Genomic DNA, 25757 nt, shown 5'->3' with positions numbered 1-25757 from the left:
GAAAAAAGTATCGCAACATTAATGCTCCGTAGTAATGTGAGAGGATAGTGAAGAGGTGTATATAGATGTAGGCAGGTAGTTATTGTTAGTGTAAACGAATTAACCATTGGAATGATTAAGGAGGTATGTGATGCCTTACGATCCAACAAAACTTGCGGATTGGCAGATTGCGGAAGAAGCTGAAAAAAACATGCCCACCCCCGATGAATGGCGGGAAAAATTAGGTTTGGAGAAAGATGAAGTTATTCCTATGGGTCGAGTGTGCAAGCTCGACTTTATGAAAATCCTTGAGCGTCTTAAAAATCGCCCTGACGGAAAATACATTGAGGTTACCGCTATCACCCCTACTCCTCTCGGCGAAGGTAAGACTACAACGTCGCTCGGTCTTATCGAAGGTCTCGGCAAAAGAGGTAAAAACGTTGGTGGATGTTTGAGGCAGCCTTCGGGTGGTCCCACAATGAACATTAAGGGAACGGCGGCTGGTGGCGGAAACGCTTTGCTGATTCCCATGACCGAGTTTTCGATGGGACTTACTGGTGACATCAATGCTCTCATGAATGCTCATAACCTTGCAATGGTTGCTCTTACTGCAAGAATGCAGCATGAACGTAACTACACTGATGAACAACTCCAGCGTCTCACTGGCATGCGCCGTCTCGATGTGGATCCCACCAGAGTTGAGTTTGGCTGGGTCATAGACTTTTGCGCTCAGGCTCTAAGAAACATCATTATTGGTATTGGTGGTCGTACCGATGGTTACATGATGCAGTCTAAATTCGGTATAGCTGTGAGTTCCGAGCTCATGGCTATCCTCTCGATCGTAACCGACCTTGAAGACCTGCGTAAGCGTTTGGGCGAAATTACTCTTGCTTTCGATAAAACAGGAAAACCTGTTACCACATCGGATCTTGAAGTTGCGGGAGCAATGTGCGCCTGGATGCTACCCGCAATCAACCCGACACTTTGTTGCACAATCGAATATCAGCCTGTTATGATTCACGCTGGTCCATTTGCTAATATCGCTATAGGTCAGTCCTCCATCATTGGTGACCGTATCGGTCTTAAGATGTTTGATTATCATGTTACGGAAAGCGGCTTTGCAGCGGATATCGGATTTGAAAAGTTCTGGAACGTCAAATGCCGTCTCAGCGGTTTGAAGCCTCACGTCTCGGTCCTCACAACAACAATTCGAGCTCTCAAGATGCATGGTGGTGGTCCTAAGGTAGTTCCAGGACTACCGATTCCTGAAGAATATACGAAAGAAAACCTTGCCCTGCTTGAAAAGGGCCTCGAAAATATGCTCCACCATATCAAGGTTATCCGTAAGTCCGGAATGAATCCCGTGGTTTGCATAAACTCCTTCCATACCGATACACCCGATGAAATCAAGATGATTAAAAAGGCTGCGGAAGAAGCAGGAGCTCGATGCGCCGTTTCTCAACATTGGTTGAAAGGTGGAGAAGGCGCTCTGGAACTTGCTGACGCAGTTATGGATGCTTGCGAAGAACCTTCGGACTTCAAGTTCCTCTATCCTATTGAAATGAAATTGAGAGATCGAGTAGAAATCATCGCTAAGGAAGTTTATGGTGCTGACGGTGTTGTGTGGACTCCAGAAGCTGAAGCTAAAGCCAAGATGCTTGAATCTGATCCTAAATATGCTGATTTCGCAACCATGATGGTTAAAACTCACCTCAGCTTGAGCCATGATCCTACATTGAAAGGCGTTCCCAAGGGCTGGGTCCTTCCAATTCGCGATGTGTTGATTTACTCCGGTGCAAAATTCCTTTGCCCATGCGCAGGAACTATAAGCCTCATGCCCGGAACGTCATCCAACCCGGCCTTCCGACGAGTCGATGTTGATGTAAAGACCGGTAAGGTTATGGGATTGTTCTAGGTCCCGTCCCATAGGCTTTGACCTCATATAGTGTGAGGTCAAAGCCTTGTTTGACTTATGACCTTAGTTGCAACATTTTGAAAAGATAAAGCGAGGTTTTTGCCATGTCAGCTAAACTTATTAAAGGTGCAGAGATAGCGAAGTCTATCCGAGAAGAACTTAAGCAGGAGGTGCAACACCTTAAGGAAAAATATGGTGTTGTTCCTGGGTTAGTAACAATTCTTGTAGGTGAAAACCCAGCTTCCCAGAGCTATGTAAGAGCAAAACAACAGACTGCCCATGAATTGGGATTTTATTCGGTCCAGGAAGATAGACCGGCTGACATTTCTGAAGCTGATCTCTTAAAGCTTATCGACCAATACAACAAAGATCCTAAAATTCACGGCATTCTGGTTCAACTTCCCCTTCCAAAGCACATCAACGAAACCAATGTGCTTTATGCGATAGATCCTTCAAAAGATGTGGATGCTTTCCATCCTTTCAATGTAGGAAAGTTGATGATTGGTGAGCCTGATTATCTTCCCTGCACCCCAGCAGGCATCCAGGAGCTTCTTATTAGAACAGGTGCGGAAACATCAGGTGCTGAAGTGGTTGTTATAGGAAGATCAAATATCGTTGGTAAACCCATTGCTGTAATGCTCATGCAGAAAGGCAAGGGAGCCAATGCTACTGTGACCGTGTGTCATACCAGAACAAAGGACGTTGTTTTTCATACCAAACGAGCTGATATTCTTATCGTTGCAGCAGGTGTTGCGGAATATGTAAAGGGTGATTGGATCAAACCTGGAGCAGTGGTCATTGATGTTGGCGTAAATGAAGTAGGAAGAACTGCGGATGGAAAACGAATCTTGAAAGGTGACGTGGCTTTCGATGAGGCAAAGGAAGTAGCAGGCGCCATTACCCCAGTTCCAGGTGGCGTTGGTCCTATGACGATCACTATGCTTATGAAAAATACTGTGCGAGCCTGCAAAGTTCACAACAAAATTAAAGATTAGTGTTTTCTGGTAATTGCAAAAATTGAAAATTAAAAAGGGGCACATTTTGTGCCCCTTTTTAATTTCTTACGGCATCTGACTCATGCCTTTAAGACGCTCAACCATCATCTGAGCGATTTCTATAAATTTATTAGCCTTACCGGCCCCTACACTGAATATCTCAACCCTTTCCGGTTCTACTCCAATATCGCTCAGCACTTTTTTAACATAATTTACCTTTTTCTCCGCTTTTTGAATTCCGCTTTTGAATTGACAACTATCGGACATACAACCAACAACATACACTCCATCTGCTCCATTCTCAAAAGCTTTTAGTATATGCAAAGCATCCAACCGCCCACTACAGGGAAGCTGAATGATTCTGACATTTTCAGGTAAAGTCCACTGTGCTTTTTCGGCAATTTGAGCTGCCGCCGATGCACAGTTAGAACAGCAAAAAGCAAAGATTTTGGGCTCATGGTGGCTCATAAAACCATCTCCTTTTTTCTTAAATTCCTAAGCTTCCTTAACAAGGGCTTCTGTTATAGCCACAATATGATCATCGCTTAACTTTCTAAACATAATCGCCTTTCCGGGACATTCACTTACACACATGCCGCATCCTTGGCATAAAGCAGGGTCAATATAAGCAGCTTCCTGGACGCTTTCTATAACTGGAATTCCATAGGGACAGGTGCGAACGCAGGTGAGACATACAGCGCATCGATCTGGATTTACTTCCGCAACGGCACCTCCAACAAGCATTGTTCCCTGAGCGAGGAACCTAAGAGCGCGTCCTGCTGCTGCCCAGGCTTCCTGAATGCTTTCTTCAACGCCTTTTGGTCCTAAAGCCAACCCAGCGAAGAAAACACCCTCCATTTCACCGTCAACTGGTTTCATCTTAGCGGGAGATTCTCTAAGAAATCCATCTTCATCCGTGCTTGCTTTGTAGAATTTGGTCAATTCACTAAGTGGTTCTGGATAGATAGCTGTCTGAAGAGAAACGAAATCGGGCTCTAAAATTACATCTCGATCAAGGATAGGATCGTGCACTCGAACGCTAATCTTGCCATTTTCGACCTTTACCTGAGGCTTTTTGTCAAGATCGTATCTTATAAAGAGCACGCCCTTTTCTCGAGCTTCCTTGTAAATTTCTTCTCGTTCTCCAAAGGTACGCATATCACGGTAAAGCACATAGATGTCCATATCTGGATTGATGGCTTTTAGATCACAGGCTGTCCGGACGGCAAAGCTACAGCACAGGCGACTACAGTAGGGACGCTGTGGTTCTCTAGAACCAACGCACTGAATAAAGACAGCGGTTTTAGCGTTTTTGAAAGCATCCGGAGAATCGATAAGTTTCTTGGTAAGATCTGACCAGCGGTATATTTCCGGATGAATTCCATAGCCGTATTCGTTGGGCTTTAGGGAATGTCCACCTGTTGCGATCACGACAGCACCGTGTCGAACAGTTTGGATGGATCCGTTTACAGATAGAGTCGATTCAAATTGTCCGCCAAATCCCTTTGCTCCCAAAACTATGGTGTTAAGGAGCACCTTAATTTTGGGATTACTGGAAACTCTCGACGTAAGATCCTTAAGAAGATCTTGAACTGAGAGTCCGTTCCATGTGTTTTTGACTTTATGTCCGTGTCCGCCAAGGCGGTCTTTCTTTTCAACCAAAATGACATCTATACCCTGATCGGCAAGAGCTAAAGCCGTGGTCATACCGGCGATACCACCACCTACTACAAGGACAGATTGTTCAATGGGCATTGGTTTTACGGTTAGAGGTTCGGACATGCGGGCATGAAGCACAGATGAACGCATCAAGTCTTTTAGCCGCTTTGCTTCTTTATCTGATTCTCCCAGGGTTCTTAGATCGACGAAGCTATAAAGCGTTGGATTTAACTGGGCTTCTTTCATAGCCCATTCTACCATTTCTTTATGCATGATAGGAGAGCAGCTTGCGTAAACAAGTCGGTTGATGCCAGATTTTTGGATCCATGTTGCTAATGTTTTAAATGCCGCTGAGTTTTGGAGATCTATTCGTTCTGTGGCAACGACACCAGGAAGAGTTTTTACGTATGAATCGAGATCGCCTATTAACTTCTCAAATGAAGCTGATCTACCAGGGCAAAGGCTGAATACAACTCCAACTTTGGGTTCTTCGTTGCTTACATCTCGTAAAGATAGACTCTTGGGTTTTGCACCATTTCCACCAAGCAGTTTCGATACCTTAGCCGCTACAGCTTGAGCATCAACAACCGACTGGTGGACATCTCTTGGACCTACAGCCGCACCACAGGCAAAGACACCGTTTACATTGGTTTCACCAGGCACTAGCTCTGACGTTTCAATGAATCCATATTTATTGGTCTTAACGCCGAGTTTTTCCGCCACTTCTTTTACGCCGGGAGAAGGTCTAAGACCAACAGACAAAACGACAAGGTCGAACACTTCAGCCTGCTTTTCGCCCTTTTCATCCACATATTCCAGCACGAGATTCTCTGTTCCAGGAAATTTTTCGATGCTGTGGATCCTGGACCTAACTAGCTTGACTCCTTTAGCTAGCGCATTGTTGAGGTATCTTTCGTAGCCCTTCCCATGAGTTCGTATGTCCATAAAGAAGATGGTTGCTTCTGTTTCAGGGGAAGAGTCTTTTATATGTGACGCCTCTTTTAGGGCATACATACAACATACTGATGAGCAGTAAGGAGCATCGCATTTGTTAATTTCTCTGGATCCAACGCACTGGAGCCATGCGATCTTTTTGGGTGGTTTACCGTCAGATGGTCTGGTCACTACCCCTTTAGATTGGGCTATTGGTTTCTGCATCCACTCAAATTCAGTACTTGTAATGACGTTCTGAAATTTTGAATAGGCGTAGGTGTCGTAAACAGATGGGTCAAACGGTTCAAAGCCTGCAGCCAGGACTACCGCGCTGGCATCGATGCTTTGAGATTTTCCGTTAGAGTTAAGAGTTAATTTAAAAGATGGAGCCGATCCTTCGACCTTCTCCACGGTTGTGCTGGTCCATACTGAAATTAAAGGATGCTGTGAACATGAGATAGTTCTATTTAAGACTTTGCAGCAGCTACAGATAGGATACAGCCGATGAAGGTTAGGGATCATACCACCCAATTGGGCATTCTTTTCTATAAGATCTACGTGAAATCCCTGATCGGCAAGGTCAAGCGCTACGTTGAGCCCTGTTACTCCCCCGCCGATTACTACAACGTTTTTCACTCCTGACCCACTCATACTATTTCCCCCATAATTGTTGTGGAACATCAAAGGTTTTAACGTTTTTACTTTTTGGGAAAGTTATTACTCCTTTAAAGGCAAAAGGAAAACCGCTTCTTCCTTACGTAACTACCCACGAGAAGGATACTACTTTTGTTGCTGAGAACATGCTCATTTCAGTCTTATGTGAAAAAAAAATCAACGTCAAGTGAGAATGTAGGATTTTTCAATGTCAAAACATACGTTGAGAGATCTCGAGACGTTTTTTAGGCAAAAATCTTTTCTGAAATTAGAATAACTGTCGGTAGATTCATTCATAGGATCTAGCTGGGCGATCCATTTGAATTTACAGTATCAGAAGGATTATTTTTCTTTTGGTCGTTTTGTATAGTTTGATAAGAGCCGTTGAAGGGGAGGATAAAGTAAAAAGTATTGCCGAATTTTTCAGGTTCACACCCAACCTTTCCACCATGGATTTCAATTACATTTTTTACGAAGTATAGCCCGTGCCCAGAACCCGTTGGAGGTTTTTCTCCAGGATCAGCCTGACGGATTATTCGGTAGCCCTCTTCGAAAACCTTTAAACTTTCTTCAGCAGATAAGGGTTTTCCAGTGGTGAATACGTTAAATCTAATACCATGCCTGTTTTCACCAAAGAAGTTTTTAAGGATTTTATGGCTTATAGAAACAAGCTTAACCTTGTTGCCAGATTCATTTTCTATTTCTTCCGTGTATTTCAGTGCGTTAGAGAAAAGATTGTCAAAAACCTGAGAAATAAGCCCTTTATCTACGAAAAGGGTTATCTCTTCCTCCGGGATGTCGCCAGTGCTTCTCTGAAAGGAGATCCCTTTCTTTTCGAACAAAGGAGCATAGCGATCTATTAATCTTTCGATGATTTCGTTTTTAAAGTTACAGGGCTGCTTTCTAAGAACGTAGGTTCCTCTGAGAAAATGCTCCCTGCGGAAAATACTTTCCAGGAAAAGGCTCATGTGGGTGTAATGTTTTTCAAGATTGGCTGTTTCTTCTTCCATCTGGTCGTTTGCTGTGGATAGATTGTCGTAAATGGTGCGGAGCTTATCCATCATTTCCTGGTATGCTTTGTCCTGAAGAGAGAGATTTGATGTTAAGTCCAGAAGGTTTTTTTGGACCGAACGATAAATATCCAGGATTTTTCTAAGATGCCTTATGCATAGCATGTAATAGAGATTGGGAGAGATTACATTGTGTTCTATATCGGCGACAAGTTGATTAATAAACTTTAGGTGGCTAAGATTTTGCTGAATGAGAAGTTTTTGATGGAGATTGTAGCCGATGCGGTTAGTAAATTTTTCCAGAAAAAAAACGTCCTCCTGAATCGCTTCTTCCGGGAGGTTCCTTTGGGGAAATATAACTACCATAAAACCTAGGATACCCTTGATCCCGGAAAAAGCTACCCATTGCTTTAATGCTTGATTACCTCGAATAGGAAAAATCCACTTTTTCTTAAAAGGTAAACAGCCATGAATAGCATCTTCCTGAGATTCTTCATGATTACGAAGAATTTCTTCTAGAATAGCAAGAGTTTCATCTTCTCTACTTGATTCTGTGTTGGATATATCGCTTCTTTCGATAAGGCCGTCCCAGCTAGTGCACACCTTTTCGAGACGATTGGTTTTGGGATTTAGGACATATAATATGCTTTCTATATTGAAAAACACTTTTGGAACAGCAACAGCCACAAGGTAAAGATGTTCAAGAGACGTAAATTCTTGAGCAAGATCAAAAAAAGTTGCCAGAGCTTCTTCCTTCAACCGTTCGAAGCTATATCGGTTATAGTCTTCCTTTTTCTTTTTCACTTTTCGTATAACTTCTTCCAGCGTAACATGTCCCATTATTTAAAAATTTCTCCTTGTTAGGATTGTTTATCCATGGTCGTTTCGGACTATGACTTCTGCATGTGGTTCTAATTCATGTTTTAGAGTTCTCGTCATAAGGATTTTTACAGCCTCTCTTGGATCCTGCCCTTCGTAAAGTATAGCATATACCTGTTCGCATATAGGCATTTCAACCCCTACCTCCTTGGCAAGGAAATAAACAGATTTTGCCGTTTTGACTCCTTCTGCAACCATTCTCATATCAGAAAGAATTGTTTCAAGTTTTTTGCCCTGTCCTATAAGATATCCAACTGTTCTATTGCGGCTTAGATCTCCAGTGCATGTTAGAAGAAGATCTCCTATGCCTGCAAGTCCGGAAAAGGTAAGGGGATGAGCTCCAAGACGAACTCCAAGCCTCGCCATTTCCGCAAGCCCTCGTGTTATCAGTGCAGCTCTGGTATTGTGCCCGAATCCCATACCATCACACATTCCTGCTGCAATGGCGATAACATTCTTGATAGCTCCCGCCAGTTCCAGTCCCACCACATCTGAACTGGTGTAAACTCGAAAATATTCCGTGGCAAAAAGAAGTTGGACACTTTTTGCGACACTCTCATCCTTTGAAGCTACCGTGACAGCCGTGGGAACCTTTCTTATAACTTCCTTGGCAAAAGATGGACCTGCAAGACAGGCGAAACGAATTTTTTTATTCGGCGGAAGAATGTCTTTCCAGACCCCTTCCATTGTAAGAAGGGTTTCATTTTCAATGCCTTTTGTAGCGCTTACGATTATTACTTCATTTTCAAGAAAAGGTATCATTTTGAGAGCTACTGAGCGATAGACGTGAGAAGGAACCACCATTACAACGAATTGCCTTCCTTTTACAACTTCTCCTATGTCGGTGTAAGGATCGATGTTATCGTGCAGCCGATATCCTGGAAGATAATAAGTGTTTTCTCGCCGGGTTTTAATTATTTCGCAGAGTTCTGGTTCATAAACCCATAACCGAACAGTATAGCCTTTTTCGGCAAGAAGTTGAGCAATGCTTGTTCCCCAGCTACCGGCACCAACTACACCTATAAAGTCGGTTTGGACGTTCATGCTAGGTCTATTCTCTCCTTGCATTTTAGTTTAATCACTATCGCTTTCTTCTTTATCTGCCTCGCTTACTACTGTAACATCCACAACCTTTTCATCTTCATTAACTTCCATGAGTTTGACTCCTTGAGTGGTTCTGCCCATGGTTCTGATGTCGGATGCTTTAAGCCGTATAATGCGTCCACAGTTAGTTATCAGAAGCACTTCGTCTTCCGGCTTTACAATACAAAAAGCCGTGGCACGCCCGGTTCGTTCTGTTACTTTCAAATTTAACACACCCTTACCACCTCTTCCTTGAATTCTAAATTCACTACAAAAGGTTCTTTTACCAAAGCCGTTTTCGGAAACAACCAGAAGCGAATCTTCCGATTCAGAACTTTTAGAACTGTAGATTTCCATCCCGATAAGATCGGATCCATCTAGGGTCATTCCACGGACGCCCTGAGCTGCACGACCCATAGGGCGAATTTCTGATTCGTCGATAAAAAGAGTTTTGCCCACATCGGACATAAGAAAAACGCAATCCTGCCCCGAAGTTATCTTAGCTCGAATAAGTTCATCTCCATCCCGAAGCGTTATAGCTCGCACTCCGCTACTTATAGGACGGCTGAAAAGCCTAAGAGACATCTTTTTTAGAACGCCCTTTTTGGTTGCCAGCAAAACATAAGGCGGGGGAAGCTCTGTTGCTTCTTCTTCGCTCCCCTTAAAGTCTTCCAGTTTTGATGGAATTGCCATAATGGTGGCTATTCTTTCATTAGGCTGAATGTTTAGAAGATTTGCAATGGATCTTCCCTGTGCTGAAGGAGCCACTTCGGGGATGTCTCTGACGTTTAGCCAGTAAACGCGTCCCGTGCTGGTGAAAACAAGCAGAGTGTCATGGGTGGATGCCGTGATTACAAGAGATGTAATATCTTCTTCACGGATTGATACCCCTTTTTTGCCTTTACCGCCCCTTCGCTGACTGCGATACGACTGAAGCGGTGTTCTTTTGATGTATCCTGCTCTTGTAAGAACAACTACTACATCCTTTTCGGGAATAAGATCGTTCCAATCAAATTGGCCGAATTCTTCCACCACAATTTGGGTCTTACGTTCGTCACCATAAGACTCTTCGATTTCTTTGAGTTCTTCCGATATGATTTGATCCACTAAGGACGGCGACGAAAGAATATGACGAAAACGTTCTATGTCTTTAAGAACCGAACGGTATTCATCAAGAATCTTTTCTCGCTCAAGGCCAGTAAGACGCTGGAGGCGCATGTCGAGAATGGCTTGAGCTTGTTTATCGGATAAATTAAAGGACAGGATAAGACGTTCCTTTGCGCTGGATGGTGTTGGTGATGAACGTATAATCTGTATTACGGCATCCAGATTATCAAGAGCCACAACAAGTCCTTCCAGAACATGAGCCCTTTCTTCAGCCTTTCTTAAATCGAACTCCGTGCGTCTTAAAACCACTTCCCGCCGGAAGTTTACAAATTGAGCAAAAATCTCTTTCAGGCTTAAAACCTCTGGTCGATTGTTTACAACAGCCAGCATGATGATACCGAAATTCACTTCAAGAGGTGTGAACTTGTAAAGCTGGTTTTCTACGGTTTTAGCATTTTCGTCAGCTTTGAGGACAAGAACAATTCTCAGCCCTTCCCTGTCCGATTCGTCTCGAATATCCTGTATGCCCTCGATTTTCTTCTCTTTAACCAGTTCGGCTATTCTTTCTATAAGTTTCGCCTTGTTTACCTGAAATGGTATTTCAGTGATGACGAGAGCTTGCTTTTTGCCCTTAAGTTCTTCGAGGGTTACTCTACCTCTAAGCCTTACCGATCCTCGACCCGAATCGTAAGCCGATTTTATACCTTCAAGCCCAACAATGATTCCCCCTGTTGGGAAATCGGGTGCCGGCATGATTTTCATTATCTCATCAGCCGGTATGGAAGGGTTGTCGATATAGGCACGTATGGCTTGACACAGTTCCCTGAGGTTATGTGGTGGGATGTTTGTTGCCATACCAACGGCAATGCCGGATGCACCGTTGAGAAGAAGGTTTGGCACTCGAGTTGGAAGAACCATTGGTTCCATAAGTGAATTATCGTAGTTTGGCTCAAACGGGACGGTTTCTTTCTCTATGTCCTTAAGAAATTCATGAGTAATCTTAGCCATCCGGACTTCGGTATAACGCATTGCTGCCGGAGGATCTCCATCGACTGATCCAAAATTTCCCTGTCCATCGACTATGGGGTAGCGCATAGAAAAGTCCTGAGCCATGCGAACGAGAGCATCATAAACTGCCGCATCGCCGTGGGGGTGATACTTACCTATGACATCACCTACTATGCGGGCCGATTTTTTGTAGGGCTTGTTATAGTCATTACCCAGTTCATACATGGCGTAGAGTATTCGACGATGGACGGGCTTGAGCCCATCTCTTACATCAGGAATCGCCCTTCCTACGATAACGCTCATTGCGTAGTCGAGATAGGAGAACTTCAGTTCGTCTTCAATATTGACAACCCTTTCCGGCATTTATTGCTCCTCCGTATAGTTCTGGCAATTATTAAGGTCTTTTATCTGCTAGTGTAGATAATCCCTTATCTGAACATTCGAGTTGCATCTTTCCTAAATATCTAGTTCTCTGAACTCCAGTGCGTTTGCCTGAATAAATTCCTTTCTTGGCTCAACCTGGTCTCCCATAAGAATGGTAAATAATTCCTCTGCCTGGTATTGGTCTTCTATTCTGACTTGAAGAAGAGTCCTTTTTTCTGGGTTCATGGTTGTTTCCCACAACTGATCCGGGTTCATTTCACCAAGACCTTTGTAACGTTGAATGGTGAGCCCTTTTCGAGAAAAGTCGGAAAGATAATTGTAGAGTTCTCTAAATCCCTGGCAGAATGTTACTTTACTTTCTTCGCTGACACCGGATCCTGCCTTTGAAGATAGGGTTACTTTGAAAAAGGCATCGAAGTATGATGACAGCGGCAAACACAGGTCAACAAGCCTCTTGAATTCAACCGATCTCAGGAATTCATAGCGGAGTCGGAAAGACCTCAATCCATCTTCATGAAGTTGTAATTCCAGGTCATAACCTCGCTGTTCTTCCTCGAGTTCAATTGCACTTACAGTATACCCTAATTCTTCGAGGTATTCTTTGATTCTCGACGCAAAATTAAAAGGCGATGAACCTGTAATTTTGAAGGGGGCGTGGTCGAGCAATTCTTTTTCGTTTCTCACGAAGCCTTTTATTAACGTTTCGAGAAGATTTTTAGGGATACCTTTCAAAACCATTTTTTCGATCCATTGGCTGTATCTAGAAAATATGTTCAGGCAGTTGTGGATTTCTTCCGGAGGAAATTCTTTCCACGGTTCAGTGTCATCTTTGGAACTTTTCCATAGTATCGATGTCTTGTTTACAGCTCTTTGAAATAAGAATTTTGAAAGCTCATCATCGTCTCTTATGTAAGTCTCAGATTTTCCTTCGGCTACTCGATAAAGGGGTGGTTGAGCTATATAAAGATGTCCCCGTTCGATAATTTCGGGCATCATGCGGAAGAAAAAAGTAAGGAGAAGAGTTCTTATGTGAGCGCCATCTACATCTGCGTCGGTCATAAGAATGATTTTGTGATATCTAAGGTTATTGATGTTAAACTCTTCGGGACCAATCCCCGTTCCAAGAGCAGCGATCATAGTGCGGATTTCCTGATTTTGAAGCATTTTATCGAATCGAGACTTTTCCACGTTAAGGATTTTTCCTCGAAGAGGAAGTATAGCCTGAAAGCGCCGATCCCGCCCCTGTTTTGCAGAACCTCCAGCAGAATCGCCCTCTACGATGAATATTTCACTCTTTTCTGGATCTCTTTCCTGACAATCTGCAAGTTTGCCGGGTAAACCGTGATCGCCGAGAGCGTTCTTCCTGCGAGTTAACTCCCTTGCTTTCCTTGCTGCTTCTCTAGCTCGAGCCGCCTCGATAACTCTATCCAGTATGATTTTGAAAATTTTGGGATTTTCTTCGAAAAAGATGCTGAGCTTTTCATAAGTGAGTTGTTCCATGTAACTTCTAATCTCGACGTTTCCAAGTTTTGTTTTGGTCTGACCTTCAAATTGCGGTTCCGGCACCTTAACGCTTATAACCGCTACCAGTCCTTCTCGAACGTCCTCCCCAGAAAGTTTTTCCACCTCCTGTTTGGGCACTTTATGTTCAATTGCATAATGTTTGATTGCTCGAGTAAGTCCGGCTTTGAACCCTACCAGATGGGTTCCACCTTCTTTTGTGTTGATGTTATTGGCGAAGGAAAGGATTTTTTCCTTGTAGGATTGGTTATACTGAAGAGCAGCTTCCATAATGACACCCGATCTGGAACCTGAAAAGGCGATAATTTCTGGATGAAGGACTTCTTTATTGCTATTTAGGTATTGGACGAAGGCGACTAGCCCACCTGAGTAGCTGTAGGTTTTAGATTTTCCGGTTCGTTCATCGGTTAGCCTGATTGTAAGGCTAGGGTTAAGATAGGCTAGTTCCCGAAGACGTTCAGCCAGTATGTCGTAGTGAATGGTGGTATCAGGAAAAATTTCCGGATCGGGTTTAAAGGTTATCTTTGTGCCACGCTTTTTAGTTTCACCGATGACCTTAAGCTCTGTTACGGGAGTTCCTCTTTCGTAACGCTGAAAGTAAATCTTGCCATCACGCCTTATCTCAACTTCAAGGTATTCACTTAAGGCGTTTACTACTGACACGCCGACCCCATGTAATCCGCCGGAGACTTTGTAAGCACTGGTTCCGAATTTTCCCCCGGCATGAAGGATGGTCATAACCACCTGAACCGCTGGAATTCCTTCCTTTTCGTGGATATCTACAGGAATGCCCCTACCATCGTCTTCCACGGTTACGCTATCGTCCATGTGTATGACCACGTCGATTGTGGTGCAGTATCCAGCCAGAGCCTCATCTACACTGTTGTCAACAACCTCGAATACGAGATGGTGTAGTCCCTCGGTTGATACGTTCCCAATATACATGGAAGGACGCTTTCGGACTGCAGAAAGTCCTTCCAGAACGGTGATTTGTTGAGCAGTGTATGAGTTGTCTGAAGAGGAAGAATGTCCCACAGTTAATTCTTCCATTCTTTTTGCCTCCCGCTTTCCACGATTGCCGTCCTGAGCGAATGATCAGGACGACGGAATATTACGATGGAGATTTTTTGTAACTCCTTCGCTTTCAGTTCTTATCTTAATTTATCATCGCTTCAAATCGCATTGCTCTTTCAGCATGCAGGCTTTTGTCCTGCTGTTAATCCGATATGTTCTTGTTAAATATATCATCTTTTTGATGCTTTTGCTACTTTATCCTTTTGTGAATTAGTTCCTGAAACAATAACTTTTCCGGCGTTGTTTTAAAACAATTGTTTGATTATTAATACGAAAAATTTTTTCTTGACAACTTTTTTGTGGCTGTGATTAGAAGTGTGTGGAGGGTCAAAGGGGCGGCTCTTTTCTAGAGCTTAATATATAAATTCTAGGGGCGGCGTTGTTAAAATAAACACACACTGCCTCGTTATCATCAAGTCAAGGTTTTGGGGTGTTGGTGTAATTTCAAGGTCTTTTAAGATGAAAGGAGGAAGGGAAATGAAGAAACTTTGGTGCATTACCTTTGGGGCAGTTTTTTTGCTGTTTGCTGGGGTGTCCCTTGCAGCTACGGTAGAAGACATCACGAAGGAAACCATAGTAGGTCCCGGCAGTGTAGCCGTCGCTACCAAGGGAGATCTTCTCATGAGCTTTGGAGCTCAAGCAAGATTTGTTCCTACGTTTGAATCCAACTGGGATTTTGGAATGTCTGATAATGTGAGTGGTTTTCTCGGAGGTGCTCTCAACCGTAGATTTTTTGAACAGCATGCTAATGAAGCTGGCACCGTAATAGATCAATACATTCGCAGCGAAAATAGACTTTATTTTAACGCTATGTCAAAGGATCGAGCCTGGTCATTTTATGCCGCTTTGGAATATGACAAACCTATTGATACTAATGCTGTTGATAATCGTGGTGGTTTCTTTGATTCAAGTAACTTTGGTCTTGAAAGACTTAACGCCAGTGTGGCCCTTCCTTTTGATATGAGACTCCATGCCGGATGGGATGTTTGGGGAGTGGATCACTACGAGGGTGGAGGATTGGTTTATGCTGACGATAACCCAGGGTTCTGGCTTGATGGTTCCTGGAATGGCGATCAGGTAATCTGGAGCGTTGCTTACCATAAGTTGCAAAATTCCGATTGGCAACCTTCTATAAAGTTTGTAGGTCCCAATACGGCATCTAAAGCTTTTTACGATTTGGACGATGACCGCGATGTTTTAGCAGGTTGGGCAAAGATTAAACTTACCGATGATCATAGCGTTAAATTGTTTTACACTTTCGACCGTATCAGAAATATGCCTGTCAGAGATTTTCTAAGTGCTATGTCTGGTGGAGCAGCTGGTATTACGGGAAACAGTTACCCCGAAGTAGATTCCCATCATATTGGTGGCTACTGGACGGGCAAGTTCGGTATAATTAATGTTATGCTTGAAGGCGTGTATCAGTTTGGATCAGCTGATAACACGGGTCTTAGCAGATATGGGCGACCCGAAGATTATGATATCAGCGCTTATGCCTTTGCTGGTGACATCAGTGTTGATCTCAAGGAATTCTTCGGTTTCTCTGTAAAGCCTCACGTTGGGTTCATCTATACCTCCGGTGATGATGATCCAACCGATGATGAGCTTAGCGGCTACGAAGGTGTAGCGAACGCTCAACGATTTGCCACCGCCTTCGGAGGTGAAAATACCATTCTTGCCGACACAAACTATGTTTTAGGAACAGCGCTTTATGGTTTCATTCCTGAGTTTTACGGAAACGGAACCCCCGTTCCCACTGGTGGTCTTGTGAACTTTTCCGGAACTGGTAATGGTCGGGGTGATAACCCTGGTATGACCATGTTGAGCTTCGGTGTGACAATTATGCCTGAAAAGTTCCTCATCTACCGAACCAATGCAAATATTTTCTGGTGGAATGAGGATTTCTACGTAACAAGCTGGGTTAATCCAGCAATTACCTCCAGGGTTGATTCTGGCTATGTCGGAACCGAATGGGATAATGAAATTACATTGGCTCTCAATAAACACGTGTTTGTAAAAGCTCAGTGGGCACTTTTCTTCCCAGGAGATGTTATAAAGGACGTGACCAGGGCTATCAGTGGAACAAAGGCTGACGATATGGCTTCTCGAGTGGCTGCAGAGCTTATCTGGAACTTCTAAGGAGTTTCCAGGTTAAAACCTGCTTGTGAAGTTATACAAAAGGGGTATAATGGCGAATGTTCATTATACCCCTTTTTATATTTTAGGAGGAAGAACATGAAAAAATGGTCACCATTTTTGATCGGTGCTTTAGCTTTAATAGCGCTTTCGGCTTGCTCCGAATCAGGCAAGACCGGTCTATCTAAGGTCTTTTCCTTCCCGGATATTACTAGTGAAACCAAAGAGGAAGGTCGGTCTTTCTCAAATGCCGAAGTGCGCCGCATGTTTATAGATCAGCCCTATCTGGCTTCCGGTGATTATTTCATGAAACGTAACCCCGAGAAGGAATCCACCTTCTTCATAGAAGTTTTTGCTGATGCAGGATCGAAGGCGAAGGCTGAAGCTAATGAACAGGAAAAACGTCTAGCTCGCCTTGAAGAAGCCGTTTTTAAGAAAGAAAAAGAAGCCAAATCAAAGAGTGCTGCCCCCGCAGAAGCTCCACCGCTCAAAAAACCAGCGGAATATCGTATGAAAATTGGGTTCATAGTGGATTACAAAGCGATCAGCATCAAAGATGGAGAAAGCTTTTTGAGAACTGCTAGAGAGGTTACGACATCCAGAGGACTTTTGTATGTTGATCACCAGACGATAAAAGAAGTGCTTTCTAAGACCGATTGCCTTGAAAAACGCGATCTTGCCTGTGTTTCTAGCATTTCAGGTATTTACCCTGGAGTAAGATTTCTGAATGTGGTTGAGATTTTATCTGTGCCAAGTGGTTCCAAACAACAGAAAGCCAAAGCAAGAATAAGTATTGTGGATACAGGGCTTAATTATCGCTATCCTTCACTTGAAGTGGAGATGCCTGTTCAGACAGAATCGAATCGTCAGGAGTTCATGAAGCTTGTGGCTGAAAAACTCGTTGATATAGCTCTTGAAAAGAAAGGTATTATGCCATGGTTTTGCCATGCCTTTTCTCAGGAGAGTCAAAATCGCTGGTTTATTAGCGCAGGATCGGCTTCCGGTCTTCAGGAAGGAGATATATTAAAGGTTATTCCTAGCGGAAAGATTGTTAATGCTCCCACGGGAACGCCGGCAGGATGGGTTCCAGGCGATGCTAAAGGAACAGTTAAAGTTGAGCGAATAGTAAATGAGGAATTGGCTATCGTGAGTCTGGTTTCAGGAAATCCACCTTCTCTTGAAGATTATTTGATTCCGTAGGGTGAAATTTTTTATGTTCCAGCCTAACAGGATCAAACAGGAGATGTGAATAGGGGGATCGATGGGGAAGAAGGAATTCAAAACGCCGCCTAATTTCATAAAGGATATCATAGAAGAAGATATAAAGACGGGTCGTTATGGGGGCAGAGTCCATACTCGGTTTCCTCCCGAACCCAACGGTTTCCTTCATATAGGTCATGCTAAATCAATCTGTCTTAACTTTGGCCTTGCTCAGGAATATAGCGGTCTTTGCAATCTCAGGATGGATGACACTAATCCCTCCACGGAAGATGAAGCCTATGTTAAGGCTATCCAGGAAGACGTGAAATGGCTTGGTTTCGACTGGGGAGACCGCTTCTATTACGCCTCCGATTATTTCGACAAACTTTATGCATATGCTGTTGATTTGATCAAGCAAGGGAAAGCCTATGTTGATAGTCTGAGCCAGGAAGAAATTCGCCAGTATCGAGGAACTTTAACCGAGCCGGGCAAGGAAAGTCCCTATCGCAACAGAAGTGTTGAAGAAAATCTTGATCTTTTCGAAAGAATGAAAAACGGCGAATTTCCTGAAGGATCACATGTGCTTAGAGCCAAGATCGACATGGCTCATCCTAACCTAAATATGCGTGATCCTGTCATGTATCGCATTAAATATGCGACCCATTACAGAGCGGGAACCCAGTGGTGTATCTACCCCACCTACGATTTTGCTCACTGCATATCTGACTCCATAGAAGGCATAACCCATTCTATATGCACCCTTGAGTTTGAAGACCATCGCCCTCTGTATGATTGGTTTCTTGATGAACTGGGACTTTATCATCCTCAGCAGATCGAATTTGCCAGACTGAACCTGACCTACACTGTGCTTAGTAAACGCTATCTTTCTATACTTGTTAGGGAAGGCTATGTTTCGGGTTGGGATGACCCCAGAATGCCAACCATTCGTGGACTGCGCCGTAGAGGCTATACGCCAGAAGCTATTAAAGACTTCTGCGAACGCATTGGAGTAGCTCGAAGAAACAGTCTGGTGGATGTGGCTCTTCTTGAACATTGCATCAGGGAAGATCTCAATAAGCGCGCTCCTCGAGCTATGGCAGTGCTTAGACCTCTAAAGCTCGTTATCGACAATTACCCTGATGATCAGGTGGAAGAGTTGGACGCTATCAACAACCCGGAAGATCCATCGATGGGCACCAGAAAAGTTCCCTTTTTCAAGGTGCTTTATATTGAGCAGGACGATTTTAGAGAAAATCCCCCAAAAGACTACTACCGCCTTGCTCCGGGTCGAGAAGTTAGACTTCGTTACGGCTATTATGTGACCTGCGTGGATGTAGTTAAAGACGATAAAGGAAACGTTGTAGAAATTCACTGCACCTACGATCCTGCAACGAGAGGTGGATGGAGTCCCGACGGGAGAAAGGTAAAGGGAACGATTCACTGGGTATCGGCTCGCCATGCTGTGCCAGTGGAAGTCAGACTTTACGATCATCTTTTTACTCGAGAAGATATGACCAATCTCGGAGAAGACGAGGATTTTCGAAAATACATCAATCCAAACTCTCTTCAGATTCTTTATCCTTGCTATGTAGAACCATCCCTTGCTAATGCTCCGCCTGAAAGCCGATATCAGTTCGAAAGACTTGGTTATTTTGCCGTAGATCCAGTGGATAGCAGAAAAGATAGACTTGTTTTTAATAGGATCGTGACCCTTAAAGATACCTGGAGCAAAATTGAAAAGCGGTTGGTGTCCGGCAATTCTTCTTAATCTTCGTGTTGTTGAAAAATATACCTATGGAGGCGCACAAGTGTGCGCCTTTTTTATGAAGTTTTTTGATTATGCCTAAAAAAGGTCTCCGCAAAGGTTTTTCTACTGGAAGCGCCGCCACGGCAGCAATAGTTGCTGCTACTAGAGCTCTGCTTGGTAATCCACCCAACAGCTGTGTTTCTATAAAGGTGCCCATTGGTGTTTACATTCCGATACCAGTTACTTTACACCGCCAAAGCAAATACTACTGGTGCGGGGAAGTTATAAAGGACGGAGGGGATGATCCGGATATTACTCATGGAGCTCTAGTTCGAGCATCTGTAGCTTTAGTAAGGAAAGAGCTAAATTCCAGTAGGATTTGGCTTGATGCAGGTGAAGGTATAGGGGTAGTGACCAAGCCCGGGCTTCCTGTTCCACCCGGCGAACCTGCAATAAACCCTGTTCCAAGGCAAATGATAGTAGAAAATGTTTTCAGCTCTATAAGGACACTTTTAGAAAAGGTTCCGTTTTGTCCACCGCTATCAAATCTTCCACCGTGGGATAAAAACAGAAGAATCTTGTTAGCTCTACCCGGAAGCTTAGGCTTTGATTTCCATGTAGTGCTAACCATACCGGAAGGCAAAGCCCTTGCGAAAAGAACTCTAAATCCTCGCTTGGGAATAGTAGATGGGCTTTCTATTCTTGGAACCAGTGGGTTGGTAAAACCCTTTTCTCACGAAGCTTATGAAGAAACGATAGATTATGCCCTTCGTTTTGCTAAAACCAACGGCTGTTCCACTGTGGTGTTAACTACGGGTGGGAAAAGCGAACAATACGCCAGGAGATTACTTCCCGATCTTCCCGATGCGGCTTTTATTCAGATTGCCGATTTTTTTGGCTTTGCGGTCAAAAAGGCTCAGGAATACGGTTTTATTGAAGTTGTCCATGCAGTTTTTTTTGGCAAGGCGGTTAAGATGGCGATGGGGTTTTCATACACTCACGCTCGAGAAGGTCTTATAGACATGAGCGAACTTGCTAGAAAAGCCGGGCTTCGGGGAGAAATCGCAAAAGCTGTTTCGAATGCTAACACAGCAAGGCAAGTTTTGGAGATGCTCAAGGGAAGAGCCTGCTTTGAGGCTATCCAGAGCATCTCCAGGGAAGCTCTTTACGCTTCTGTTAGGTTTGCTTCCCAAATACCTGCTCGCCGGCTTATTCTTTTTGACTACGATGGGACGATTCTCTTTGACGAATCTTTTTAGAGAGTCTTTAGCAAAGGAAGAAGCTTTCTAAATTCATCAGTGCCGGCTCTATTTAGAAGCTCAAATATAACCATTTCTGTGGAACTCATTACGGCTCCTGCCTGTTCGAGTCGTTTAATTCCAACAAGTCTATTATCTTCGCTTCGAGATGAAACGGCATCGGTAACCAGATCAACGCGATAGCCAAGCCGCAATGCATTAGCTCCTGTGTGGAATATGCACACATGGCTTTCAATACCAGCAAGCAGGATAGTTTTGCGGTTCAAGGATTCAATGGCCTTTCTGATGCCTTCATTTTCGAAGCAACTAAATTCAACCTTATTCAGAACCAATGGATTTTCAACCATCTCAATTAGTTCAGGATGAAACCCTCCCAGCTTTTCTGCATTGTGAGTTGTAAAAACAATGGGGATCTGGAGTACTTTGGCAACTTCAATAAGAGCCTGACAGTTTCTTTTAAGGGTTTCACTTCTAACACATGGATCAAGAAGGGTTTTTTGCACATCCACAAGAAGCAAAATACAGTCGTCTCGCTTAAGAAATTCGACCGCTTTATTCATCGGATCTCTCCTTTCTCATAAGAAGCTTTTTTCATTGCGAGTGCCTTTTCAATTCCTTTATAAAAACTATTGCTCGCACAGTTCCGAAAAATTTGCAAGCGGTATGCTAAAAAGGAGGAATCGGCCTATGGAATGTCGCAAAGAAGAAAACCTAAAAAAATGCTCCTGTTCTTATGAACCTTGCAACAAAAAGGGAATTTGCTGTGAATGCTTGAGCTATCATCTTAAAAATCGGCAGCTTCCCGGCTGTTGTTTTCCTCCGGAGGCTGAAAGGACATACGATAGATCCTTTGAACACTTTGCTAGACTGGTAATGGAAAGAAAAATCTAATCTTAAAACCGGAAGAGGCATTTTCCTCTTCCGGTTTTATAAGGGTTAATTAGAGAACACCAAATCCAACTAGTAAGGCAAATACTGCGAAAATCAGCCCACTCCAAAGCAGGGTCATCGTTGTGTAACCCATAACATCTCTAGCAGAAAGTTTTGCCAATCCCAGGAGAGGAAGAGCCCAGAAAGGCTGAATCATGTTTGTCCATTGATCTCCCCATGCTACCATCATAGCGGATTTTATTGGATCAATGCCCATCATCTTTGCAGCTTCCATGGTGATAGGACCTTGAGCTGCCCACTGCCCTCCACCTGAAGGGATGAACATGTTTATAATCCCTGCTGAAATGAATTGAAGCAAATAGAAAGTTTTAGGATTCGAAATTGCCACAAACCATCCTGCGATTACTTTAGCAAGCCCTGTTCCGGTCATGATTCCCTGGATTCCGCCGTAAAGCGGAAACTGCAGAGCAATACCACCTGCTCCTTTAATGGCTATGTTAATGGCTTTAATGTAGTTAATGGGCTTTCCATGAAGTATAACGCCCGTTATAAAAAAGATAAAAATGACGATGTTAAGATTGAGATCAAACCCTTTCTTTGCAAAATGCCACACTAGGTAAGAAAGCCCCATAGCACCAAAGATCATGTTGATGGTATAGCTGTGATCGATTTTCTCAGCCAGAGTTGGGTTTTCAGGTCGGGGCACTTTAGGTGCTTCTCCCAGTAGATCTTTTATATCTTCTTCAGATACAGTTTTTGTTTCCTCTTCTTTAGGATGAATAAAGGCAAACAGAAGGGGGAGTGTAAATATGATCAATAGAACAGGGATAAGATTGAATGGCTGGAAAATGCTTTGAGATATAGTAACAGGGGATCCAGTGATTTTTTCAACAAAGTTTTGAGCATGTTTTGCCGTAGCTATGACAAGGGGAACAGAGCCAGAAAGTCCCTGATGCCATATAACAAAACCGCTGTAGGCTGCTCCAATTAAGTAGGGATAATCCACTTTTTTTGTGTTTTTTGCTACCTGAAGAGCCAAGAGTCCCCCTACGATTAGCCCAAATCCCCAGTTAATCCAGGAACAAACGGCGGCAACGAAAGAAACAATCATACCAGCTTTGATAGGAGATGTGGCTTGGGAAGCTATCCATCGTAGAAATGCTTGAATAGGTGGTGTTAGAGCTAAAGCGTGTCCGGTAATTAGTATGAGGATCATCTGCATGGCAAAAGCCACTATGCCGTAAATTCCATTTCCCCATTCGGATATGACCTTGATGTAGTTCGCATCCGTGAAAACCAGGGCTAGAATTACTGAAAGGAATGTAAGAAGAATGGAAAATAGATAAGCGTCTGGCAAATAATGCTTCATGATGTAAGTAAAAAAAGCTGCAAGCCTTCGTAACATAAGGTTTCCTCCTTGTGAACGGTTTTTTTTTGGTTAACATCGGACCAGAAAACCACTCTCCGGAATTATATAATGGAAAGCCTTTTAGAAAAAAAGTTTGATTTCAGCGAAAGATCGAAAGATGTAAATTTAAGTTGGCATAAAAGATGCTAATAATAACTGCGGATTTCTCATCATGGCGGGAGGATTCGAAATGGGTGTTATTGGAGCAAACCTTTCTTCCAGGTATCATATCACGCCGGAGCAATTAATCGCTCGCTTAAGACAGCTTAATAGCCTTCAAAGAGAACTCTTTTTCGTGGAATCAATAGGAACAGGGAAAATATTACAGAGTTTTCCAGTTCCTTCTTCTTCTTCTTCTTCTCCACCACCATCTTTTATGGCAACTCTAAATCAGGCCATGAATGTCTCAAGATCTCCCGGATCCGGCGAAACCAAAATTGAGTCTGACCTTCCCGAATTGATCAAGGAACAAGAAGCTGTTGCTCCTCGATCTGTAACTAATGATGTGACCGATGTTGGAGAACTTTCCCGTCGTTTTGAATCTCAATCTGATCCTGTAGCAGGAGCTGGAACTATAGGTTACGATCCAAATGGTGGCACTTCTTACGGCATTTATCAGCTTTCTTCCAAACAGGGATCGGTCGATCAATTCATAAAGTTTCTGGAAACCAGAAGACCTGACTGGGCTAATAGGCTCAGGGCTGCAGGTCCTCCGAATACGGGCAGCACTAGCGGGCGATTCCCTTCAGAATGGAAAGCCATAGCAAGAGAATCTCCTGAAGAATTCGCAAAACTTCAGCAGGATTTTATTAGAGATCGTTATTTTGAACCAGCCTGCGCGATGATAAAAAGTGAAACGGGCGTTGATATTCATTCCGAACCAAAGGCTCTCCAGGAAATGGTGTGGAGTATGGCTGTGCAGCATGGAGTTGGGGGAGCTGTTACCATATTTAAGCGAGCACTGAGAGACGTATTAGCAGCAGGTAATGGACAAGCAGACAGGATTTCTCGAGAAGATATAGTGGAACAGGTATATGCACTTCGATCGACCAAGTTTTCTTCCTCTCCTTCCAGAATACGACAAGCGGTTATTAGAAGATTTGAAGAAGAGAAGTCTATTGTTTTGGCTGGGTTGGGAGCTAATAAGGGCGATCACCTTAGCCAGTGGAGCTAGTTAAAAACGATGGTTTTATGACCCAATAAAGTCAAAAAAACGACGCCGTAGAAATTATCCACTCCCTACGGCGTCAGTGTATTTTTTCTTAGGCGGCGTTGGCTACAACTCTGTCTATGTAATCAAAAATATCCTGAACGGTGCGGATCTTTTCTGCATCTTCATCAGGAATCTCAATGTCAAAGGTTTCTTCCAGAGCCATGATAAGCTCCACTACATCAAGAGAATCGGCTCCTAGATCATCAATTACATGAGCTTCAGGGGTAATAGTTTCTTTTTCAATACCGAGCTTGTCTGCAATGATGTCGATCACTTTTTCCTTAATTGCTGCTTTGTCCATTTTGTTTTTCCTCCTTAAAATTTAAATTGTTTTTGTTTAGCACTGTGCCGTTGAAAAGGACTTCAAGAATTGCGGGAGCCTCTTCAGCAAGGCTATAGCTACATCCATGGTCGGTCCATCTTTGGATAATGCCATGTATAAAACCCATGAAACCATAAAAGATGAATTCGAACGATATAGGTTTGAAAAGACCTTTTCTGGACGCTTCAAAAATTTTCTTTCTTATGGGAAGAAGGCGCTTAAAAGCTCGCTTAAGATACTGTTGCCGTTCCGATGAAGACTTTTCCCGAAAAAGAAGCTGGTATATGCCCTGGTTATTTTCAAAGAAAGCGAGATAAGCTTCAACACATTTGCCAATAATTTGAATAATGTCCCCTTCTTCCCTGATTATCCGCTGTATAGAATTATCAAGGCTTTCTATGCGGGATTCCAAAACTTCATTAAACAAAGCCTCTTTGCTTTGGAAGTATCTATAAATCGATCCCTTTGCGATACCGGCCTTTTTGGCTATGTCGTCAACGGTAGTGTTGTGGTATCCCCTGGCAGCAAAAACTTCCAGGGCGGCTGAGAGAATAAGCTCTTTCGTAGTGGGATGTGATGTAGAGCTATCTTCGGTTTGCCTTTGGGTGGAGACCGATCGATACGATTTGATGCTTTCTATGAGAAGAGTTTCCAGCAGACTGCAAAGTGGTTTTTTTAATTCTCCCGATATCTCTTCTAGCAGAGTCTCTAGGCTTTCTCGATTTGAGAGCAAGTCAGCGACTGAAGATAAAATTTCCAGTAAAACTTTGGGTTGGTCTTCTTCCGGAACGGAGGAAAGCTGACTAAATATTTTTTGTCCTGATAGTATTTCGTAACCAATTTGAGCTTTTTTCACGGTATTTTGCATACTTCTCCTCTGACTGACCAGTCAGTTCCTACAGGATTGAAAAAAAGTTGTCAAGAAAAAAGAAAGTGTGTTCGAAAACCCCCTTATGGGGTGGCAAAGTAACATAAACCATGGAAAAGGGAGAAATGTGGCTCAACTTTGAAGATCTTTCTATACTTAGGCGACCGGGAAGCAACTATAATTCGCCAGAATTGAGATAGGGGGGTCAGTTTGACCGATCCCCTCCCACACCACCCGGCATGCGGGTCCGCACCGGGCGGTTCGAGAAGTAGGGGCAATCCCTTGTGGTTGCCCCATAATCGGGCATGCCCTGGGATTGGGCAGGCACAAGGCCTGCCCCTACGGGACGGTTATCGTTATCTCCGGTTCATCACCATCACCATTTCAGGCGTAAAGTAGGGGCGAAAAATTTTTCGCCCCTACTGCACAACCGCCGAATTTACGCAACTTCGCCTTGATCACGAGAGCTTCGCAGACTTCAGCCCGCTCGCCCTGCTACAAACTCCCTCCCC

The 25757-nt window shown here is 43.5% G+C and carries 18 protein-coding genes; 8 read left to right on the top strand and 10 right to left on the bottom strand.

What is annotated here, in order from left to right; genetic code table 11:
• Positions 1-130: 130 nt before the first annotated feature.
• A complete protein-coding gene (locus tag WHS38_08165; protein MEJ5300949.1) occupies positions 131-1894 on the top strand; it encodes a formate--tetrahydrofolate ligase in 1764 nt (587 codons plus the stop codon).
• 104 nt (positions 1895-1998) lie between these two features.
• Positions 1999-2889 carry a tetrahydrofolate dehydrogenase/cyclohydrolase catalytic domain-containing protein gene (locus WHS38_08160; GenBank protein ID MEJ5300948.1) on the top strand — a complete coding sequence of 297 codons (891 nt, stop codon included), beginning with the start codon at positions 1999-2001 and terminating at the stop codon, positions 2887-2889.
• A 66-nt stretch (positions 2890-2955) separates the two neighbouring features.
• On the opposite strand, the gene WHS38_08155 is transcribed toward WHS38_08160, so the two are convergent.
• The 6 genes from WHS38_08155 to gyrB form a co-directional block, all read right to left on the bottom strand.
• Positions 2956-3357 carry a hydrogenase iron-sulfur subunit gene (locus WHS38_08155; protein ID MEJ5300947.1) on the bottom strand — a complete coding sequence of 134 codons (402 nt, stop codon included), beginning with the start codon at positions 3355-3357 and terminating at the stop codon, positions 2956-2958.
• A 27-nt stretch (positions 3358-3384) separates the two neighbouring features.
• Positions 3385-6132, bottom strand: coding sequence for an FAD-dependent oxidoreductase (locus WHS38_08150; protein ID MEJ5300946.1), 2748 nt, complete (start codon positions 6130-6132; stop codon positions 3385-3387).
• A gap of 305 nt (positions 6133-6437) precedes the next feature.
• A complete protein-coding gene (locus WHS38_08145) occupies positions 6438-7985 on the bottom strand; it encodes a HAMP domain-containing sensor histidine kinase (GenBank protein MEJ5300945.1) in 1548 nt (515 codons plus the stop codon).
• Between the two features lie 30 nt (positions 7986-8015).
• Positions 8016-9068, bottom strand: a complete 1053-nt coding sequence (locus WHS38_08140) for an NAD(P)H-dependent glycerol-3-phosphate dehydrogenase (GenBank protein MEJ5300944.1) — start codon at positions 9066-9068, stop codon at positions 8016-8018.
• A gap of 30 nt (positions 9069-9098) precedes the next feature.
• Positions 9099-11585 (bottom strand): DNA gyrase subunit A, encoded by a 2487-nt coding sequence (gene gyrA, locus WHS38_08135; protein MEJ5300943.1) that lies wholly within the window; start codon positions 11583-11585, stop codon positions 9099-9101.
• Positions 11586-11678: 93 nt separating this feature from the next.
• Positions 11679-14177: a DNA topoisomerase (ATP-hydrolyzing) subunit B gene (gene gyrB, locus WHS38_08130; protein ID MEJ5300942.1), complete on the bottom strand. Its 2499-nt coding sequence runs from the start codon at positions 14175-14177 to the stop codon at positions 11679-11681.
• 501 nt (positions 14178-14678) lie between these two features.
• Between gyrB and WHS38_08125 the strand changes: the two genes are divergently transcribed.
• The 4 genes from WHS38_08125 (at position 14679) to cbiD (ending at position 20543) form a co-directional block, all read left to right on the top strand.
• A complete protein-coding gene (locus WHS38_08125) occupies positions 14679-16340 on the top strand; it encodes an autotransporter outer membrane beta-barrel domain-containing protein (GenBank protein ID MEJ5300941.1) in 1662 nt (553 codons plus the stop codon).
• A 96-nt stretch (positions 16341-16436) separates the two neighbouring features.
• Positions 16437-17537 carry a hypothetical protein gene (locus WHS38_08120; GenBank protein ID MEJ5300940.1) on the top strand — a complete coding sequence of 367 codons (1101 nt, stop codon included), beginning with the start codon at positions 16437-16439 and terminating at the stop codon, positions 17535-17537.
• Positions 17538-17598: 61 nt separating this feature from the next.
• Positions 17599-19305 (top strand): glutamine--tRNA ligase/YqeY domain fusion protein, encoded by a 1707-nt coding sequence (locus tag WHS38_08115; protein MEJ5300939.1) that lies wholly within the window; start codon positions 17599-17601, stop codon positions 19303-19305.
• Positions 19306-19376: 71 nt separating this feature from the next.
• Positions 19377-20543 (top strand): cobalt-precorrin-5B (C(1))-methyltransferase CbiD, encoded by a 1167-nt coding sequence (gene cbiD, locus WHS38_08110; GenBank protein MEJ5300938.1) that lies wholly within the window; start codon positions 19377-19379, stop codon positions 20541-20543.
• Here the strand turns inward: cbiD and WHS38_08105 are convergent.
• Positions 20540-21103 (bottom strand): isochorismatase family protein, encoded by a 564-nt coding sequence (locus WHS38_08105; protein MEJ5300937.1) that lies wholly within the window; start codon positions 21101-21103, stop codon positions 20540-20542. The two genes, cbiD and WHS38_08105, sit on opposite strands and share 4 nt — an antisense overlap.
• A gap of 127 nt (positions 21104-21230) precedes the next feature.
• On the opposite strand from WHS38_08105, the gene WHS38_08100 reads away from it, so the two are divergent.
• Complete coding sequence (locus WHS38_08100; GenBank protein ID MEJ5300936.1) at positions 21231-21434, top strand: DUF6485 family protein; 204 nt, start codon at positions 21231-21233, stop codon at positions 21432-21434.
• Positions 21435-21483: 49 nt separating this feature from the next.
• Here WHS38_08100 and WHS38_08095 read toward each other — a convergent pair whose 3' ends face one another.
• Positions 21484-22839, bottom strand: coding sequence for a TIGR00366 family protein (locus tag WHS38_08095; GenBank protein MEJ5300935.1), 1356 nt, complete (start codon positions 22837-22839; stop codon positions 21484-21486).
• A gap of 193 nt (positions 22840-23032) precedes the next feature.
• Here WHS38_08095 and WHS38_08090 point away from each other — a divergent pair, with 193 nt between their 5' ends.
• Complete coding sequence (locus tag WHS38_08090) at positions 23033-24016, top strand: hypothetical protein (protein ID MEJ5300934.1); 984 nt, start codon at positions 23033-23035, stop codon at positions 24014-24016.
• A gap of 88 nt (positions 24017-24104) precedes the next feature.
• Here WHS38_08090 and acpP read toward each other — a convergent pair whose 3' ends face one another.
• Positions 24105-24356, bottom strand: coding sequence for an acyl carrier protein (acpP, locus tag WHS38_08085; protein MEJ5300933.1), 252 nt, complete (start codon positions 24354-24356; stop codon positions 24105-24107).
• Positions 24337-25245, bottom strand: coding sequence for a TetR/AcrR family transcriptional regulator (locus WHS38_08080; GenBank protein MEJ5300932.1), 909 nt, complete (start codon positions 25243-25245; stop codon positions 24337-24339). Before WHS38_08080 ends, acpP begins: the two co-directional genes overlap by 20 nt.
• Positions 25246-25757 lie beyond the last annotated feature (512 nt).

Source organism: Thermodesulforhabdaceae bacterium (assembly GCA_037482015.1).
Classification (GTDB): Bacteria; Desulfobacterota; Syntrophobacteria; order Syntrophobacterales; family Thermodesulforhabdaceae; genus JAOACS01.
Note: the sequence above shows the minus strand (reverse complement) of the source record. Positions and strands in the feature narration are given on the sequence as shown.